Below are 17,484 nucleotides of genomic sequence, written 5' to 3' on the forward strand. Positions count from 1 at the left end.
GAGGGCGAATGCCTAGGGCTTTTTTGGCCAGCTCGGCACTTCACGTCGAGCACCGACCGGCAGCGCCTCGGCAGGCATTTCGCCCCACTGGCCCTGGCCTTCGCTCGGGTTGGCGTTTTGGGTCGCGGGGGGTTGGGATTGTTGCGGCGCCGGGTGGGCATGCTCGCGGCGGCGATGACGCAAGGCAAACTCGGCGACCGCGTCGATATCTTCTTCGGTGATCGCCTTGGCCCCGCGCCAGGCGGCGTGAGCTCGGGCGGCGCGCAGCCAGACCAGGTCAGCACGCAAGCCATCGACACCGGCGGCAAAGCAGCGCTCGGTGATCTGTTCCAGCGCGATGTCATCCAGAGGGATGCTCGCCAATGCGACCCGCGCCTGCTGGCAGCGTTCGCGCAGCGCGTGTTGCTGGCTTTCCCATTCGGCGCAGAAGCCTTGGGGATCGCTGTCGAAAGCCAGGCGACGACGGATGATCTGACCGCGTTCCGTCGGCGCAGTGTGGCCGCTGAGGGCGACGTTCAGGCCAAAGCGGTCGAGCAGTTGCGGGCGCAATTCGCCCTCTTCCGGGTTCATGGTGCCGATCAGCACGAACCTGGCCGAATGCCGATGGGAAATGCCATCGCGCTCGATCAGGTTGGTGCCACTGGCGGCCACGTCGAGCAGCAGGTCGACGAGATGATCGGGCAGCAGATTGACCTCATCGACGTAGAGCACGCCGCCGTCAGCCTTGGCCAGCACACCGGGGGAAAACTGCGCTCGCCCGTCGCTCAGGGCGGCGTCGAGGTCGAGGGTGCCGACCAGGCGTTCTTCGGTGGCGCCCAGGGGTAAGGTGACGAACTGGCCGCTGGCTAGCAGGTCCGCGAGGCCACGGGCCAGGGTCGACTTGGCCATGCCCCGCGGGCCTTCGATCAGCACGCCGCCGATTTTCGGGTCGATGGCGGTCAGGTACAGCGCGAGCTTCAAGTCATCGGCGCCGACCACGGCGGAGAGCGGGAAATGGGGGGTGTCGGTCATGTCGGGTTGTCTCATCATGGTCGGTGGTGATCGTTCCCACGCTCTGCGTGGGAATGCCTCTGCGGACGCTCCGCGTTCGGCTTTTGGGACGCGGAGCGTCCCGGGTTGCATTCCTTTGCTGCGCGTGGGAACGATCAGTCCTCAGGAATCTTCTTCTATATCCAGCAACAAATTCTCCAGCGCCTCGCGGTACTCGCCTGGCTCCTGCCACATCCCGCGCTGCTGCGCTTCCAGCATCCGCTCCGCCATATCCCGCAAGGCATGGGGATTGTGCTCGCGCACAAAATCCCGGGTCGCTGGATCGAGCAAATACGCATCCGCCAGCAACGCGTACTGGTGATCGTCGATCAACTGCGTCGTCGCATCAAAGGCAAACAGGTTATCGACCGTCGCCGCGAGTTCGAAAGCGCCCTTGTAGCCATGGCGCTTGACCCCATCAATCCACTTCGGATTCGCCGCTCGGGAGCGTATCACCCGGTTCAACTCTTCCTTCAAGGTGCGAATCTTCGGCAAATCCGGTTGACTGTGATCGCCGTGATAACTGGCCGCCGCCTCGCCGCTCAGGGTTTCCACGGCGGCAAGCATACCGCCCTGGAATTGGTAGTAATCGTTGGAATCGAGCAAGTCATGCTCGCGGTTGTCCTGATTCTGCAGCACCGCTTGCACCTGACTCAGGCGCTGGGCGAATTGTTCGCGAGCAGCGGTGCCTTCGTCGGAGCCGCCGTACGCGTAACCGCCCCAGTTCAGGTAGACCTCGGCCAGATCCTCACGGCTTTGCCACAGGCGACCGTCGATGGCGCCCTGCACGCCCGCGCCGTAGGCACCGGGTTTGGCCCCGAAGATCCGCCAGCCCGCCTGACGCCGGGCGGCGTCTTCATCCTGACCGCTGGCCAGCAAGGCCTCACGTTCGGCGCGCACCTTGGCCGCCAGTGGGTTGAGATCGTCCGGTTCGTCCAGGTCGGCAACCGCTTGTACGGCGGCGTCAAACAGGCGAATCAGGTTGGCAAACGCATCGCGGAAGAACCCGGACACGCGCAAGGTCACGTCCACGCGCGGTCGGTCGAGCAAACTGACCGGCAGGATCTCGAAATCATCGACCCGCTGACTGCCCGTGGCCCACACCGGGCGCACGCCCATCAGTGCCATGGCCTGGGCGATGTCGTCGCCGCCGGTGCGCATGGTCGCCGTGCCCCACACCGACAGGCCCAATTGACGCAGGTGGTCGCCGTGGTCCTGCAAGTGCCGTTCGAGTATCAGGTTGGCCGACTGGAAGCCAATGCGCCATGCCGTGGTGGTCGGCAGGTTGCGCACATCCACCGAATAGAAATTGCGCCCGGTGGGCAGCACGTCGAGGCGCCCGCGACTCGGTGCACCGCTGGGGCCGGCGGGGACGAAACGGCCGCTGAGGGCGTCGAGCAAGCCGCGCATTTCGGCGGGGCCGCAGGCGTCCAGGCGTGGGGCGACGACTTCGTGCAGGTTGTCGAGTATCGCATTCACTTCGGACCAACTCGGCCCCTGTGGGAGCGGGCTTTTGTGGCGAGGGGGCTTGCCCCCGTTGGACTGCGCAGCAGTCCCCTGCTTTTCAGGGATAAGCGGGCCCGCTTCGCGACCCAACGGGGGCAAGCCCCCTCGCCACAGTTGCTCACCCTCTGCATTCAAGGTCTGTTCGATCAGCTGGGCGGCGAACAATTCGAGACGCTCCCGGGTATCCCCCGCCGTACGCCACACTTCATCACTGACCGCTTGCAACTCATCAGGACGCGCACCCGTCCACGGCTCGGCCAACTCACAATCCAGCGGATCAAACCCCAACCCGAACGCCTTGGCCAACGCCCGCAACACACTCGACTGCGCCCCACGTCCATCGCCCCGGGGAATCCGCAGCAACGCCAGCAATGTATCAATGCGCAACCGCCCGGTCGGCGATTCGCCAAAGATGTGCAGGCCGTCGCGAATCTGCGATTCCTTCAAATCACACAAATAGGTGTCCAGGCGCGGCAACCAGATTGCCGCATCCGCATCGCTGTCGAGTTTCTCGTCCAGTTGCAGTTCGCGGTCGATGTGGGTCTCGCGCACCAGTTGCAGGATGTCGCGCTGCAATTCCCGGGCGCGACGTGGATCGAGCAGTTGCGCTTCGTAATACTCGTCTGCCAACAATTCCAGGTTACGCAGCGGGCCGTAGGTTTCGGCGCGGGTCAGGGGCGGCATCAGGTGATCGATGATCACGGCCTGGGTGCGGCGCTTGGCCTGGGCGCCCTCGCCCGGGTCGTTGACGATAAACGGATAGATGTTCGGCAGCGGCCCGAGCAATGCGTCCGGCCAGCAATTTTCCGACAGCCCCACACCCTTGCCCGGCAGCCATTCAAGGTTGCCGTGCTTGCCGACGTGGATCACGCCATGGGCGCCGTAGGTGTTGCGCAGCCAGAAGTAGAACGCCAGGTAGCCGTGGGGCGGCACCAGGTCGGGGTCGTGATAGACCGCGCTCGGATCAACCTGATACCCCCGGGCCGGCTGGATGCCGACGAAGGTTAGGCCGAAGCGCAGACCGGCGATCATCATCCGCCCGCCGCGGAACATTGGATCGTTTTGCGGCGCCCCCCAACGCTCCAGCACCGCTTGGCGGTTGGCTTCGGGCAGTGCGTTGAACATCAGGTCGTAATCGACCAGCGCCAGGCTTTGCATGCACGGGCGCTGGTCGAGGGTGTCGAGGTCGTTGCTGACGCCGCCAAGCAACTGCTGGATCAACGCGGTGCCGCTGTCCGGCAACTCGGCGGGCAGCGGATAACCTTCGTTATGCAACGCACGCAGGATATTCAGCGCCGCCGCCGGGGTGTCGAGGCCCACGCCGTTACCGATGCGACCATCGCGGGTCGGGTAGTTGGCCAGGATCAGCGCGATGCGTTTTTCGCCGTTGGGCACCCGCGCCAGATCGATCCAGCGCCGCGCCAGTTCGGCAACAAAGTCCATGCGCTCCGGTTGCGGCCGGTAGCAGACCACATCGGACTGACTGCGCTCGCTGCGCCAGGCCAGGTCCTTGAAGCTGATCGGTCGGCTGATGATGCGCCCGTCGAGTTCCGGCAGCGCGATGTGCATCGCCAGGTCCCGTGGGCCGAGGCCCTGTTCGCTGGCACGCCAGCCGGGTTCGTTGTCTTGGGCGCAAATCGCCTGAATGACGGGAATGTTGCGGCGAAACGGTCGCAAATGCGGCGCTTCGGGGCTGGATTGGGCGAAACCGGTGGTGTTCAGAATCACCGCCGCCTGCACTTCATCCAACAGGTCCTCGACCACCGTCAGGCAGCCGGGTTCTTTCAAACTGGCCACCGCAATCGGCAACGGGTTCAAACCCGCTGCTTGCAGACGCTGGCAGAAAATATCGATGAAACCGGTGTTCGCCGCCTGCAAATGCGAGCGGTAGAACAGCACCGCCGCCACCGGTTGATCAGCCTGCCAGTCGGCTTGCCAATCGCTCAGGTCTGCGGGGCTTTTTTTCGGGTGGTAGATCGCGGTGCGCGGCAGGGTTTGTGGCTCGGCCCAGGCGTAGTCCCGGGCCAGCCAGCGACTGGCCAGGCAACGGAAAAAATCCAGGGCATTGCCCATGCCGCCCTGACGCAGAAACTGCCAGAGGCGATCACGGCCTTCAGCGTCCACGGTGCTCAAGTCGCTGAGTTCCGGGTCCGGGCGGTCATCGCCGGGCACCAGGATCAGTTGCACGCCGCGTTCGGACAGCTCGACCAGCCGCTCGACACCGTAACGCCAATAGGCGATGCCGCCGTGCAGCGAGATCAGAATCACCTTGGCGTGACGCAACACTTCATCGACGTACAAATCCACCGACGCGTGATTCTGCACCTGCATCGGATTGGCCAGGCGCACGCTCGGATAGTCGTCGGGCAATTGCTGCGCGGCTTCAGCGAGCAGCGCCAGGCTGGAATCGCCGCTGCACAGGATCACCAGCTCGGCGGGGGTTTGTCCAAGGTCGGCAATGTTGTCATCCGACACGAAACCGCCGGGCTGGGTCCTGAGCAGGTGCATGGCTTAAACGCTGAGCGCGGCGCGCAGTTGCGCTTCGAGTTGCGCGGCGTCCAATTCCTGGCCGATCAACACCAGACGGGTGGTGCGCGCTTCATCGGCGCCCCACTGACGGTCGAAGTGCTTGTCGAAACGCGTGCCCACGCCCTGGATCAACAGGCGCATCGGTTTGTTCGGGATCGCGGCGAAGCCTTTAACGCGCAGGATGCCGTGCTTGACCACCAGTTGCGTCAGCGCGTCCATCAGCAGGCTTTCGTCGGCTTGGGGCAGTTCGATGGAGATGGAATCGAAGGCGTCGTGATCGTGGTCGTCATCGCCGTCACCGTGGTGGTGATCGTGGTGGCTGTGACGGCTGTCGATGTGTTCTTCGGAGCCGGCACCGAGGCCGATCAGCACGTCCAGTGGCACGCGGCCGCTGCTGGCTTCGATGACTTTGACCGCTGGCGGCAGTTCTTCGGCGACTTCCAGGCGTACGCGGGCCAGGTCTTCCGGGCTGATCAGGTCGGCCTTGTTGAGGATGACCAGGTCAGCGCTGGCCAGTTGGTCGGCGAACAGTTCGTGCAGGGGCGATTCGTGGTCCAGGTTCGGGTCGAGTTTGCGCTGGGCGTCGACCTGATCCGGGAACGCGGCGAAAGTGCCAGCGGCGACGGCCGGGCTGTCGACCACGGTGATGACCGCGTCAACGGTGCAGGCGCTGCGGATTTCCGGCCACTGGAAGGCTTGCACCAGGGGTTTTGGCAGGGCCAGGCCCGAGGTTTCGATCAGGATGTGGTCGAGGTCGCCGCGACGGGCGACCAATTCGCGCATCACCGGGAAGAATTCTTCCTGGACGGTGCAGCACAGGCAGCCGTTGGCCAGTTCGTAGACGCGGCCGTTGGCTTCTTCTTCGGTGCAGCCGATGGAGCACTGCTTGAGGATTTCGCCGTCGATGCCCAGCTCGCCAAACTCGTTGACGATCACCGCGATGCGGCGACCCTGGGCGTTGTCCAGCATGTGGCGCAGCAAGGTGGTTTTGCCCGAGCCGAGGAAGCCGGTAACGATGGTGACGGGGAGTTTGGCCAGTGTTTTCATCGGATGCCCTTTGGCAAGGTGGCGGGCATACGGGACGACAACCGCGGCGATGAATGCGCGGAAGATTTCGCCACCGGATCACCCCGCCCGGTTGTAGTGAGAATTCGTTTCGAGGCAGGTCTCCTGGCTTCCAGTGCGCCGGCCTGGGGGCCTGGCATCCGCTGCGCCTTCCCGCGAACCCTTTGGACAGGGTTTGCAGTGGCGTGGCAGCGAACATCACCGTTCACAGTTGCGGGGGCAGCCGCGGCATCGACCGCGTTCCCTTCTTAGCTTCGGCAGACGCCGAAGAACCTCGAAAGCGCAAGGCTACGCATCGGTTGGGGGCGGGTCAACGTCTGCGGGGTGATGATCGTTCCCACGCTCTACGTGGGAATGCCTCAACGGACGCTCCGCGTTCGGCTTTCGATGGGGACGCGGAGCGTCCCGGGCTGCATTCCTTTGCTGCGCGTGGGAACGATCAGCAGGACGGCGGCGCTCGTGTAGGAGCGAGGCTTGCCCGCGAAGGCAGCGACTCGGTCTTTAACTGAGAACCCCTGCCAATTGACTCCCCGCCCCCGCCCATGCTCTCCTGTGCGCCTTGTTACGGGTGCCCTTCACAGGGTGAAACGGGAAACCGGTGAATCATGTGCTTTACTCTAAAGTCATGTCAGTCCGGTGCTGCCCCCGCAACGGTAAGCGAGCGAAGAATCAGATCCACTGAGCCGGCAGTTCGGCATGGGAAGGCGATTCTTGCAGGTTTCGGCGCAAGCCCCGACCCCTCGTGAGCCCGGAGACCGGCCCGCAACACAAAGTGACCACTACGATCACTGAATAACAAACCCGCGGTGGGCGGGCGCTGTTCGAACCTTTGCGCACCCTGTGCGCAAGGGTCTTTCATGCGCTCTATTCACCCGCTGACAGACCAGAGGGAAGCGCCATGTCGATCATCAGCAGCACCGACCACAGCAGCACCGCCAGCAGCACCACAACCCTGAGCCAACGCCTGACCGCCGCCGTATGCGCGTCGATCCTGGGTGCGTGCCTGGTGTATTTCGCCGGTTTCTCGCACATCGAAGCGGTGCACAACGCCGCCCACGATACCCGTCACAGCTCCGCGTTCCCGTGCCATTGAGACCTGCCGACATGTTCAAGCGTATTGCGCAAACCGCAGGTTTCACCGGGTTGCTGGCCGCCCTGTTGTTGACCCTGCTGCAAAGTTTCTGGGTTGCTCCGCTGATTCTTCAGGCGGAAACCTATGAAAAATCCGAGCCTGCGGCCGTGGTTGCTCACGAGCACACCGACGGCGCCATGGCCGCTCACACTCACGACGCCGAAGCCTGGGAGCCGGAAGACGGCTGGCAGCGCGTGCTGTCCACCACGGGCGGTAACCTGGTGGTCGCCGTCGGATTCGCGTTGATGCTCGCTGGTCTCTACACCCTGCGCGCGCCGACCAAAACCGCTCAGGGCCTGCTTTGGGGCTTGGCGGGCTACGCGACCTTCGTACTGGCGCCGACCCTCGGCCTGCCACCGGAATTGCCGGGCACGGCCGCCGCCGACCTGGCACAACGGCAGATCTGGTGGGTTGGCACCGCCGCCTCCACCGCGGTCGGCATCGCGCTGATCGTGTTCAGCCGCCACTGGCTGATGAAGATCCTCGGCGTGGCAATCCTCGCGGTTCCGCATGTGATTGGCGCACCGCAACCGGAAGTGCACTCGATGCTGGCCCCTGAAGCCCTGGAATCGCAGTTCAAAATCGCTTCGCAGTTGACCAACGTGGTGTTCTGGCTGGCCTTGGGCCTGATCAGCGCCTGGTTGTTCCGCCGCAAAAGCGATGGCCAATCCCACGCATGACTGACACCCGCACAGCGCCGACGCTAGTGGTCGGCCTGGGCTGCCAGCGCGGCTGTCCCGCCAGCACGCTGCGGGCGCTGCTCGATCAGGCACTGCAGGCGCATCAAATCGAACTTCGGCAGATCAAGGCGTTGGCCAGCATCGACCTGAAGCGTGATGAGCCTGGCCTGATCGAACTGGCCGCGCAGTTGGGGCTGGAGTTGATGTATTTCAGCAGTGAGCAATTGGCCAGTTATCAGCCGCAACTGAGCCATCAATCGCAGATCGCGTTCGAACGCACCGGCTGTTACGGCGTCGCGGAAAGCGCCGCCCTGGCCCTGGCTGAACACCTGGCCCAGGCCCCGGCGAAGCTGCTGATTTCACGACAGAAATACGCCCAGGCCACGCTCGCATTGGCCTGCGCTGCCTGAAATCCCCGATAATCCCCGCCTCGATCATGAGCAATCTTCATCTGAAGCCTTGCCCAAGCCCTTTTTCTGACAGCTCTTTATTTTAGGAACGGATGATGACCGTCTACTTCATTGGCGCAGGTCCCGGCGACCCGGAACTGATCACCGTCAAAGGCCAGCGGCTGATTCGCAGCTGCCCGGTAATCATCTACGCCGGTTCGCTGGTGCCGGCGGCCGTGCTGGAAGGCCACCAGGCGGAAACGGTGGTCAACAGCGCCGAGTTGCACCTGGAACAGATCATTGAATTGATCAAGACCGCTCACGCCAAGGGGCAGGATGTGGCGCGGGTGCATTCTGGCGATCCGAGTTTGTATGGCGCGATTGGTGAGCAGATTCGCTACCTGCGTGAACTCGATATTGCGTTTGAAATCATTCCCGGCGTCACAGCGACAGCGGCTTGCGCGGCGCTATTGGGTGCCGAACTGACGTTGCCGGATATCTCGCAAAGCGTAATCCTCACCCGTTACGCCGACAAGACGTCGATGCCGCCCGGTGAAGATCTGGGCAGCCTGGCGCAGCATGGGGCGACCATGGCGATTCATCTGGGGGTCAATCATCTGCAGAAGATCCTCGCAGAATTGCTGCCGCATTACGGCGCGGACTGCCCGATCGCGGTGATTCACCGGGCGACGTGGCCGGATCAGGATTGGGTGGTGGGGACGCTTGAGGACATTGCCGCGAAGGTTGAAGCCAAGGGGTTTCGGCGTACGGCGTTGATTCTGGTGGGGCGTGTGTTGGGGAGTGATGCGTTTAGTGAGTCGTCGCTTTATCGTGCTGGGCATGCGCATTTGTACCGCCCGTAAGATAATCGTCCCCACGCTCTGCGTGGGAACGATCATAAAAAAACGGCGCTCACGGGGCGCCGTTTTTTTATGTCGCAGCGAACACCTTAGTAGTAGGCGTTTTCTTTCTGCGTGTGGTCAGTTACGTCGCGAACACCCTTGAGCTCGGGAATGCGTTCGAGCAAGGTGCGCTCGATGCCTTCGCGCAAGGTGACGTCTGCCTGGCCGCAGCCCTGGCAACCACCACCGAACTTGAGGACGGCGATGCCGTCTTCGACCACATCGATCAGGCTGACCTGACCGCCGTGGCTCGCGAGCCCCGGGTTGATCTCGGTTTGCAGGTAGTAGTTGATGCGCTCGTTGACCGGGCTGTCGGCATTGACCATCGGTACTTTGGCGTTTGGTGCCTTGATGGTCAGCTGGCCGCCCATGCGGTCGGTGGCGTAGTCGACCACCGCGTCGTCCAGGAAAGCTTCGCTGAACGAATCGATGTACGCGGTGAAGCTTTTGAGCCCCAACGCGGTGTCTTCAGGTTTTTCTTCGCCCGGCTTGCAGTAGGCAATGCAGGTTTCGGCGTACTGGGTGCCAGGCTGGGTGATGAAGACGCGGATGCCGATGCCTGGGGTGTTCTGCTTGGAGAGCAGATCTGCCAGATAATCGTGGGCGGCGTCAGTGATGGTAATAGCGGTCATGGAAACTCCTCGCAGGCTTGGGCGCAGTTTACGCCAATCATCGCGCGGCACAAAGTCCTAGTATTTTTGTCGGGAAAGCGCCGGTACGGGTTGAGCAACCGTTTCGCCGTCAATCCGGGCTTTAAGCCACCGATAGCTGCGTTTTTCCACCCATTCGTAACTTGCCCAGGAACCCAGGCCGATGGTCGCCGCGCAAACGGTGAACATCGCGTAGGGATTCACGCCATAACGCTGTGCGACAAATCCACCGGCGGACAGCACCAGCACATGCATCAGGTACACCGAGTAGGAACAATTACCGAGCAGTTCGAACATCCGGTTGTGCTCGACATAGCGTTCCAGCGAGATGCACGCCATCACCAGCACGGCACTTGGCAAGCCCCAGGCCAGGAATCGAGGCTCCGGGGCCAGGTGATAAATGGTCAACAACGCGCCCACAATCCCCAGCAACGGCAGGTATAACCCCGGTTTGATCCAGCCCCGGCGATAAACCATGCCAAGGGCAATCCCCAGCAAAAACTCATAAACGATGTCCGAACGGTAGAACTCGCTGACCCAGCCATAACCGGTCCAGGCCTGGCACACCGCGAACAGCAGCGCCGCGACGATCCATAACCGCCAGTGCAGACGGAACAGCAACGCCCAGCCGAACAACAGGTAAAACAGCATTTCGTAGTTCAACGTCCAGCCGACGTTGAGGGTCGGATAAATCCCATAGCCGCCGGGATTCTCCGTAGGAATAAACAACAGCGACAGCAGGAAATGCGACCAATCGACCGTCTGATCCGGCAACACCGGCCGCGCAAATACCACCACCAACGCCATCAGCGCGGTATACAGCCAATACGCCGGGACGATGCGAAACAGCCGATACAACAGGAATCGCGCCGGCGGCAGGGATTTGCCCTCGGTGGACAGGAAAATCACCAGCCCACTGATGACAAAGAACACATCGACCCCCACCGCGCCCTTGTCGATAAACGCCTGCCCCACCGGCCCACGGGCGTGGAAGTCGAAGAAAATCTGCATGAAATGGTGGCCGACCACCGCCCAGGCCGCGATGAAGCGCAGGGCTTGTACCGACATCAACATCAACCGCCCTCCCGTCAAATCACCGCATAGTCCTTGTAGGAGCGAAGCTTGCTCGCGAAAGCGGCGTGTCAGTCGACATCAATGTTGAATGTGACGGCCTCTTCGCGAGCAAGCTTTGCTCCTACAGGGGATTGGCGGCATTACAGGTGGGACACCGGGCGCTGTTCAAAGGTCGATCAAAGATTCTCGTACCGGTTCATGTCCAGCACGCCCTCTTCCACCGGGTCGGTTTCGTGAACGTACTGGCTCAGATCATGGAAGTAGAACCAGAACTGCGGATGACTGCGCCGAATCCCCCAGCGCTCGACAATCTTCTCGAAGCGATGGGCATCCTTGGCGTTCTCCATCGCATCCACAAACGCCGGCACCTGATCCGCCGGGATGTTGAACATGAAGTTGGGATAGCTGCTGAGCACGCCCGGGTAAATGGTCAATGTGTCGAGCCCTGGCTGATAACGCAGGGACTCGCCGAGCAGGAACGCCACGTTGCTGTGGGCACGGTTGCGTAGCAGGCTGTAGATCTCGCGTTTGCCGCTGGCCGATTCGATGCGCAGCATGGTCGCTTCCGGCAACTGATCAATCACCTTCAACCCCGCCGCCGGCCGCGACGTCAGGCGACTCAGGGCCTGTTCGGCGTTCTGCAACGCCGGGTCGATGTTCGGCCGCGAGCAATAGGCACCGTCGCAACGGTTGATCGGATCGGGCTTGGCATTGAGTTCGCCGTAACGGCCCAGCAACTGCATCGCAAAGTCGCGTTTCGGGTCTTTTTCGTCGAGTTTCAGCGCGGTGGGCTTGTCGTTGTCGATGGCCTCGTAATCCAGCCACATCTTGAATTTGCCGCCGCTCTGGTACCAATCGTCGAGGTAGTCGCCCCGGGATTCGGCGGGCATCAGGCGCAGGAAGTTTTGCTCGGCACCGTTGCGGATCAGGTCGAAATACAGGCGTGTCTGGGCCTGGTGGGAGACGTTGCCGAACACATCAAAGTTGACCGCCAACTGGTAATAGGTGCGTTCCAGCAGCGGGAAGTCGAACAGCCAGATGGTTTGCGGCACGTCACCGATCAGGCCCTTGTTCACCGAGGCGCTGTCGAAGTGGCGGAAGATCGTCAGCAGCGCGTTGTCATTGCCCGCCCACAACGTCGACCAGCTCGGCGCCGGCGCATCGGCGTAGCTGTCCCGGCGCAGGGCTTCGTATTCGTTGCGCTTGTCGCGGTAGTCGCGCCACAGGCTCAGGACGCTGCCGACATCGTCGTTCTGCCCCGGCATCGCCAGCAACGGCGTGGCCTGGCCGCAGTAGTTCGGGTCGATGATATAGAGGTCATGCTCCGGGGCCTGGAACAGCGCCCAGAAGTGGTCGCGGATCACGTCGGTGGCGATCTGACCCCGGCACACCGGGCCACGAATAAAGGTGCGCACGAAGTATTCGGCGTTATCCAGCATGAATTGATAGCGCGCCTGAGCCGGGATCGCCTCGAACGTGGTGAACGGATTGGCCCGCCGCTCCGGGCCATAACCCGGCAAGGCGTTGACCTGCCAGTTGCCACTGAAGAACAGGCTTTTGACCCGCGACAGCTTCGCGGCGCTGAGCGGATAGGTGATGTGAGTCTTCTGCACGATCACCCCTTGCACCGGCCACAAGCGGTAATAAACCTGGGTGCCCGGATCGTCGTTCGGGCGGCGGGTGTTGATCAGGTCGATCGGCTGGCCGGTCGGCGTGCGCGAACGCACCCACTGGAAGAAATGCCCCGGCTCGCCATCCTTGAAATAGATGTGCGCCAGAAACCAATGCTCGAACAACCAGCGCCCCACCAGACTGCCACGAGAGCCAGGCGCGTTAAGCAGGTTTTCCCATTGCACCACCTGCAAGGCTTCCTGCGCGGACGGCACCAGGCCTTGTTCATCAATCGGCGCCCCGGAAGCGAGCCAGCGCTGCAACGTCTGGTATTGCTGATCGGTCAGGCCGGTCACCGCCAGCGGCATGCCTTCCTTCGGGTGCGCTCCGGCATAACCGTCGAACTCCGCCGGCATGGCGCACATGTTTTCCCGGTTCAGGCCCAGCACGATGTCTTCCGGCAACTTGGCGTTGGGGGTCAGCGGAGTTTTGTGGCCCAGTTCCAGCATCCGCGCCATCAACGCCGCCTGGCTGCCTTGGGCGTCGAGCACTGAATAGAAGTCCTTGTGCTGCCACGCCAGTTTGCCGAACGCGTCATAAAACAGCCGGGTCGGCGCGGCGGCCACGCTGCGTTCGCCGTCGTAGACCGGAATCTTGGTCGCGCCACGGGCCGCCCCTTCGCCACTGCCCAGGTTGAGCTGACAGGCGGAGTCGTAGCAGGCGTGGCAGGCCACGCACTTTTCGGTGAAGATCGGTTGGATGTCACGGGTGTAAGAGATTTCGGGACTTTGCGCAGCGGCGCCCCAGCTTGATAGCAGCAACAAAATGCTGACAACGACGCGATACGACATATCCCTGGTCCCGATCATGAAAAAACGCCGCGATTCTACCGGGCTACCACCGCCACCAACATGAGCGATATTCATGCAAAACCTTGGCATGCTCTAAAAGCGCACAGGTTTGCTATTATCCCGGCCCTTCGTCATGGTCTTTCCGAGTAGTCCAAATGTCCGATCGCAGTGTTCGCCTTCAAGCTCTCAAGCACGCCCTCAAAGAGCGCATCCTGATTCTCGACGGTGGCATGGGCACGATGATCCAGAGCTACAAGCTCGAAGAGCAGGATTACCGTGGCAAACGCTTCGCCGACTGGCCGAGCGATGTGAAAGGCAACAACGACCTGTTGGTGTTGACGCGCCCGGACGTGATCGGCTCGATTGAGAAAGCCTACCTGGATGCCGGCGCCGACATCCTCGAAACCAACACCTTCAACGCCACCCAGGTGTCCCTCGCCGACTACGGCATGCAAGGCCTGGCGTATGAGTTAAACGTAGAAGGCGCGCGCCTGGCCCGCAAGGTCGCCGACGCCAAGACCCTGGAAACCCCGGAGAAGCCGCGTTTCGTCGCGGGCGTGATCGGGCCGACCAGCCGCACCTGCTCGCTGTCGCCGGACGTGAACAACCCCGGCTACCGCAACGTGACCTTCGATGAACTGGTGGAAAACTACACCGAGGCCACCAAAGGCCTGATCGAAGGTGGCGCCGACCTGATCCTGATCGAAACCATCTTCGACACCCTGAACGCCAAAGCCGCGATCTTCGCTGTGCAGGGGGTTTTCGAAGAACTCGGCATCGAACTGCCGATCATGATTTCCGGCACCATCACTGACGCCTCCGGCCGTACCCTGTCGGGCCAGACCACCGAAGCGTTCTGGAACTCCGTGGCCCACGCCAAGCCGATTTCGGTGGGCCTGAACTGCGCCCTCGGCGCCAGCGAGTTGCGTCCGTACCTGGAAGAGCTGTCGAACAAGGCCGACACCCACGTCTCGGCACACCCGAACGCCGGCCTGCCGAACGAATTCGGCGAGTACGACGAACTGCCGGCGCAAACCGCCAAGGTCATCGAGGAATTCGCTCAAAGCGGCTTCCTCAACATCGTCGGCGGTTGCTGCGGCACCACGCCGGGCCACATCGAAGCCATCGCCAAAGCCGTGGCCGGTTATGCGCCGCGAGTGATTCCCGAGATTGCGAAGGCTTGTCGCCTGTCGGGCCTGGAGCCGTTCACCATTGATCGCAACTCGTTGTTCATCAACGTCGGCGAGCGCACCAACATCACCGGCTCGGCCAAATTCGCCCGCCTGATCCGTGAAGACAACTACACCGAAGCCCTGGAAGTCGCCCTGCAACAGGTCGAAGCCGGCGCCCAGGTGATCGACATCAACATGGACGAAGGGATGCTCGATTCGAAGAAGGCCATGGTGACCTTCCTCAATCTGATTGCCGGTGAGCCGGACATCTCCCGCGTGCCGATCATGATCGACTCCTCCAAATGGGAAGTGATCGAAGCCGGCCTGAAATGCATCCAGGGCAAGGGCATCGTCAACTCGATCAGCATGAAGGAAGGCGTCGAGCAGTTCATTCATCACGCCAAACTGTGCAAGCGCTATGGCGCTGCGGTGGTGGTGATGGCGTTCGACGAAGCCGGCCAGGCCGACACCGAAAAGCGCAAGAAAGAAATCTGCAAACGCTCCTACGACATCCTGGTCAACGAAGTCGGCTTCCCGCCGGAAGACATCATCTTCGACCCGAACATCTTCGCCATTGCCACCGGCATCGAAGAACACAACAACTACGCCGTCGACTTCATCAATGCCTGCGCCTACATCCGCGATGAGCTGCCGTATGCGCTGACCTCCGGCGGTGTGTCCAACGTGTCGTTCTCGTTCCGCGGCAACAACCCGGTGCGTGAGGCGATCCACTCGGTGTTCCTGCTGTATGCGATCCGCAACGGCCTGACCATGGGCATCGTCAACGCCGGTCAGCTGGAGATCTACGACCAGATCCCGGCCGAGCTGCGTGACGCCGTGGAAGACGTGGTGCTCAACCGCACGCCGGAAGGCACCGACGCCCTGCTCGCCCTCGCCGACAAGTACAAGGGCGACGGCAGCGTCAAGGAAGCCGAGACCGAAGAGTGGCGCGGCTGGCCGGTCAACAAGCGCCTGGAACATGCACTGGTCAAGGGCATTACCACGCACATTGTTGAAGACACCGAAGAGTCCCGGCAGTCGTTCACTCGCCCGATCGAAGTGATCGAAGGCCCGCTGATGTCGGGCATGAACATCGTCGGCGACCTGTTCGGCGCCGGCAAAATGTTCCTGCCGCAAGTGGTGAAATCCGCCCGGGTGATGAAGCAGGCCGTGGCCCACTTGATCCCGTTCATCGAACTGGAAAAAGGCGACAAGCCGGAAGCCAAGGGCAAGATCCTCATGGCCACCGTAAAAGGTGACGTGCACGACATCGGCAAAAACATCGTCGGCGTGGTGCTGGGCTGTAACGGCTACGACATCGTCGACCTCGGCGTGATGGTGCCGGCAGAGAAGATCCTGCAGGTGGCCAAGGAGCAGAAGTGCGACATCATCGGCCTGTCCGGTCTGATCACGCCGTCGCTGGATGAAATGGTCCACGTCGCCCGCGAGATGCAGCGCCAGGACTTCCACCTGCCGCTGATGATCGGTGGCGCCACCACCTCCAAAGCGCACACGGCGGTGAAGATCGAGCCCAAGTACAGCAATGACGCGGTGATCTACGTCACCGACGCCTCCCGCGCCGTGGGCGTGGCGACGCAGTTGCTGTCCAAGGAATTGAAGCCGGCCTTCATTGAGAAGACCCGCCTGGAATACATCGAAGTCCGCGAGCGCACCGCCAACCGCAGTGCGCGCACCGAACGCCTGAGCTACCCGGCGTCCATCGCCAAGAAGCCGCAGTTTGACTGGAGCACGTATGAGCCGGTCAAGCCGACGTTCACCGGTTCGCGGGTGCTGGATAACATCGATTTGAAAGTGCTGGCCGAGTACATCGACTGGACGCCGTTTTTTATCTCCTGGGACCTGGCCGGCAAATTCCCGCGCATCCTCGAAGACGAAGTGGTCGGTGAAGCCGCCACCTCGCTGTACGCCGATGCCAAGGAAATGCTCGCCAAGCTGATCGACGAGAAGCTGATCAGCGCCCGTGCGGTGTTCGGTTTCTGGCCGGCCAACCAGGTGCGTGAGGATGACATCGAGGTTTACGGCGATGACGGCAAGCCGATTGCCAAGCTGCATCACTTGCGCCAACAGATCATCAAGACCGACGGCAAGCCGAACTTCTCCCTGGCCGACTTCGTCGCGCCGAAGGACAGCGAAATCACCGACTACGTGGGTGGTTTCATCACCACCGCCGGGATCGGCGCCGAAGAAGTGGCCAAGGCGTATCAGGACGCGGGCGACGATTACAACTCGATCATGGTCAAGGCCCTGGCCGACCGTCTGGCCGAGGCCTGTGCCGAGTGGTTGCACCAGCAAGTGCGTAAAGAACACTGGGGTTATGCCAAGGACGAGACCCTGGACAACGACGCGCTGATCAAAGAGCAATACACCGGCATCCGCCCTGCCCCCGGCTACCCGGCCTGCCCGGATCACACCGAGAAAGGCACGCTGTTCGCCCTGCTGGATCCTGAAGCCAGTGAAATGCACGCCGGGCGCAGCGGCGTGTTCCTCACCGAACACTACGCGATGTTCCCGGCGGCAGCGGTCAGCGGCTGGTACTTCGCGCATCCGCAGGCGCAGTACTTCGCCGTGGGCAAGATCGACAAGGATCAGGTGCAGAGCTATACGTCGCGCAAAGGCCAGGAATTGAGCGTGACCGAGCGTTGGTTGGCGCCGAACCTGGGTTACGACAACTAAGCCTCACATGATCGTTCCCACGCTCCGCGTGGGAATGCCTCAATGGACGCTCCGCGTCCGCTTTTGGGACGCGGAGCGTCCCGGGCTGCATTCCCACGCAGAGCGTGGGAACGATCATAGATCCCCTGTAGGAGCGAGGCTTGCCCGCGAAGGCGGTGTGTCAGTCAGAGAAGATGTTGACTGACGCACCGCCTTCGCGG

At 62.2% G+C, this 17,484-nt stretch carries 11 protein-coding genes and 2 riboswitches; of the genes, 5 read left to right on the plus strand and 6 right to left on the minus strand.

Going from position 1 to position 17,484, the window contains the following annotated elements:
- Positions 1-12: 12 nt before the first annotated feature.
- The 3 genes from FQ192_RS27005 to cobW form a co-directional block, all read right to left on the minus strand.
- Positions 13-1,011 (minus strand): ATP-binding protein, encoded by a 999-nt coding sequence (locus FQ192_RS27005; RefSeq protein ID WP_149661245.1) that lies wholly within the window; start codon positions 1,009-1,011, stop codon positions 13-15.
- A 141-nt stretch (positions 1,012-1,152) separates the two neighbouring features.
- Positions 1,153-5,043, minus strand: coding sequence for a cobaltochelatase subunit CobN (cobN, locus tag FQ192_RS27010; protein ID WP_149661246.1), 3,891 nt, complete (start codon positions 5,041-5,043; stop codon positions 1,153-1,155).
- Positions 5,044-5,046: 3 nt separating this feature from the next.
- On the minus strand, positions 5,047-6,111 hold the full coding sequence (gene cobW / locus FQ192_RS27015) for a cobalamin biosynthesis protein CobW (protein ID WP_149661247.1): 1,065 nt from the start codon (positions 6,109-6,111) through the stop codon (positions 5,047-5,049).
- Between the two features lie 95 nt (positions 6,112-6,206).
- Positions 6,207-6,421, minus strand: a riboswitch (cobalamin riboswitch).
- Positions 6,422-6,678: 257 nt separating this feature from the next.
- Positions 6,679-6,908, plus strand: a riboswitch (cobalamin riboswitch).
- A gap of 119 nt (positions 6,909-7,027) precedes the next feature.
- Between cobW and FQ192_RS27020 the strand changes: the two genes are divergently transcribed.
- From FQ192_RS27020 to cobM, 4 genes are all read left to right on the plus strand, one after another.
- Positions 7,028-7,222 carry a CbtB-domain containing protein gene (locus tag FQ192_RS27020; RefSeq protein WP_123408989.1) on the plus strand — a complete coding sequence of 65 codons (195 nt, stop codon included), beginning with the start codon at positions 7,028-7,030 and terminating at the stop codon, positions 7,220-7,222.
- Positions 7,223-7,233: 11 nt separating this feature from the next.
- Complete coding sequence (locus tag FQ192_RS27025; protein ID WP_149661248.1) at positions 7,234-7,941, plus strand: CbtA family protein; 708 nt, start codon at positions 7,234-7,236, stop codon at positions 7,939-7,941.
- Positions 7,938-8,351, plus strand: coding sequence for a cobalamin biosynthesis protein (locus tag FQ192_RS27030; protein WP_149661249.1), 414 nt, complete (start codon positions 7,938-7,940; stop codon positions 8,349-8,351). The genes FQ192_RS27025 and FQ192_RS27030 overlap by 4 nt, the downstream gene beginning before the upstream one ends.
- 95 nt (positions 8,352-8,446) lie before the next feature.
- Positions 8,447-9,193, plus strand: coding sequence for a precorrin-4 C(11)-methyltransferase (gene cobM / locus FQ192_RS27035; RefSeq protein WP_149661250.1), 747 nt, complete (start codon positions 8,447-8,449; stop codon positions 9,191-9,193).
- An 86-nt stretch (positions 9,194-9,279) separates the two neighbouring features.
- Here the strand turns inward: cobM and nfuA are convergent, their stop codons facing one another.
- The 3 genes from nfuA to FQ192_RS27050 form a co-directional block, all read right to left on the minus strand.
- Complete coding sequence (nfuA, locus tag FQ192_RS27040) at positions 9,280-9,864, minus strand: Fe-S biogenesis protein NfuA (protein ID WP_007898222.1); 585 nt, start codon at positions 9,862-9,864, stop codon at positions 9,280-9,282.
- A 57-nt stretch (positions 9,865-9,921) separates the two neighbouring features.
- Positions 9,922-10,956 carry an acyltransferase gene (locus tag FQ192_RS27045; RefSeq protein ID WP_149661251.1) on the minus strand — a complete coding sequence of 345 codons (1,035 nt, stop codon included), beginning with the start codon at positions 10,954-10,956 and terminating at the stop codon, positions 9,922-9,924.
- 176 nt (positions 10,957-11,132) lie between these two features.
- Positions 11,133-13,418 (minus strand): fatty acid cis/trans isomerase, encoded by a 2,286-nt coding sequence (locus FQ192_RS27050; protein WP_149661252.1) that lies wholly within the window; start codon positions 13,416-13,418, stop codon positions 11,133-11,135.
- 155 nt (positions 13,419-13,573) lie between these two features.
- Here FQ192_RS27050 and metH point away from each other — a divergent pair, with 155 nt between their 5' ends.
- Positions 13,574-17,284 carry a methionine synthase gene (gene metH, locus FQ192_RS27055; protein ID WP_149661253.1) on the plus strand — a complete coding sequence of 1,237 codons (3,711 nt, stop codon included), beginning with the start codon at positions 13,574-13,576 and terminating at the stop codon, positions 17,282-17,284.
- The last annotated feature ends 200 nt before the right edge of the window (positions 17,285-17,484 follow it).

The sequence above is a fragment of the Pseudomonas sp. ANT_J12 genome, assembly GCF_008370045.1.
Lineage (GTDB): Bacteria > Pseudomonadota > Gammaproteobacteria > Pseudomonadales > Pseudomonadaceae > Aquipseudomonas.